This is a genomic window from Frankia sp. AgKG'84/4 (assembly GCF_023242965.2).
Lineage (GTDB): Bacteria > Actinomycetota > Actinomycetes > Frankiales > Frankiaceae > Frankia.
Genome location: NZ_JALKFU020001034.1, coordinates 1 through 1,718, shown reverse-complemented (window position 1 = coordinate 1,718; position 1,718 = coordinate 1). Strand labels below are relative to the sequence as shown.

Here is a 1,718-nt window from a genome sequence, read left to right as displayed (position 1 = left end):
GCGCACGGCCGGCGGACCGGGTCGCGGCGCTGCTCGACCGCCTGCGCGACCGCCCCGCCGAGGAGCAGCACCGGACCCTGCTGACCCTCGTGCGGAGCACCGCGGCGGAGGTGCTCGGGCATGCCACGCCGGCGGCGATCCGCCCGGACCGTGGCTTCCTGGAGTCCGCGTTCGACTCGCTGAGCGCGATCGAGCTGCGCAACCGGCTGGCCCGGGAGACCGGCGTGCGGCTGCCGACGACGCTGCTGTTCGACCATCCGACGCCGACGATCCTCGCCGCGCACCTGCGGGACACCCTCGTCGGCGCCGCTCCGGCCGGGACGGCGGAGCTCGACCTCGACGCGGAGATCTCCCGGTTGGAGACCGCCCTGAGCGGCCCGCTGGCAGCGTCCCCGCCAGCGCTGGACGCCGTCGTGCGCCTGCACGCGCTGCTGGCCCGGGTCGCGGAGGCCGCCGGGGCGACCCCGAGCGCACCCGCGCCCCGGTCCGCCGACGAACCGGCCGAGTTCACCGAGCAGGTCGCCGACGCCACCGACGACGAGATCTTCGATCTCCTCGACCGCGAGCTCGGGCTGACGTGAGGCCCGCCGTGCCCATGACCCCGCCATGCCCGTGACCCCGCCATGCCCGTGACCCCGCCATGCCCGTGACCCCGCCCGCCGACGTCCCCGCCGCCCGCTCCGACCGCGCGCATCGAAAAGGCTGATCATGGCGAACGAACAGAAGCTTCGCGACTACCTGAACCGGGTCGCCGCCGACCTGCACCAGACCCGGGCGCGGCTGCGGGACAGCGAGGCCGCGCGCCGCGAGCCCATCGCGATCGTCGGGATGAGCTGCCGCTACCCCGGCGGGGTCAGCTCGCCGGAGGACCTGTGGGACCTCGTCGACGCCGGGCGGGACGCCATCAGCCCGTTCCCGGCGAACCGCGGCTGGGACGTCGAGCGGCTCTACGACGCCGACCCGGACCGTCCCGGGCACACCTACGCCCGCGAAGGCGGGTTCCTGCACGACGCCCCCGAGTTCGACGCCGCGTTCTTCGACATCTCCCCGCGCGAGGCCCTCGCCATCGACCCGCAGCAGCGGCTGCTGCTGGAGACAGCGTGGGAGGCCCTGGAACGGGCCGGGATCGACCCGACGTCGCTGCGCGGCTCCGCCACCGGCGTGTTCGCCGGGGTGATCGCCCAGGAGTACACCCCACGTCTGCACCACACCACCCCGGACCGCGTCGACGGGTACGTGCTGACCGGCAGCACCACCTCCGTCGCCTCCGGCCGGGTGGCGTACACCCTCGGCCTGGAGGGGCCGGCGGTCACCGTGGACACGGCCTGCTCGTCGTCGCTGGTCGCGATCCACCTCGCGAGCCAGGCGCTGCGCGGCGGTGAGTGCACGCTGGCGCTCGCCGGCGGGGTCACCGTCATGTCGTCGCCCGGGATGTTCGTCGAGTTCTCCCGCCAGCGCGGCCTGGCCCCGGACGGGCGGTGCAAGCCGTTCGCCGCCGCCGCCGACGGCACCGCGTGGGGGGAGGGCGCGGGCCTGCTCGTCCTGGAGCGGCTGTCCGACGCGCGCCGCAACGGCCACCGGATCCACGCGGTAATCCGCGGTGGGGCGGTGAACTCGGACGGGACGTCGAGCCAGCTCACGGCGCCGAACGGGCCGTCGCAGCAGCGCGTCATCCGCGCCGCCCTCGCCGCCGCCGACCTGTCCCCCACCGACATCGA

The 1,718-nt window shown here is 75.4% G+C and carries 2 protein-coding genes; both read left to right on the top strand.

The features are described from left to right. On the top strand, nt 1–581 hold a 581-nt coding region (locus MXD58_RS27055), incomplete at its 5' end, for a phosphopantetheine-binding protein (protein WP_250610716.1). Between the two features lie 127 nt (nt 582–708). Beyond that, on the top strand, nt 709–1,718 hold a 1,010-nt coding region (locus tag MXD58_RS27050), incomplete at its 3' end, for a beta-ketoacyl synthase N-terminal-like domain-containing protein (RefSeq protein WP_284678908.1).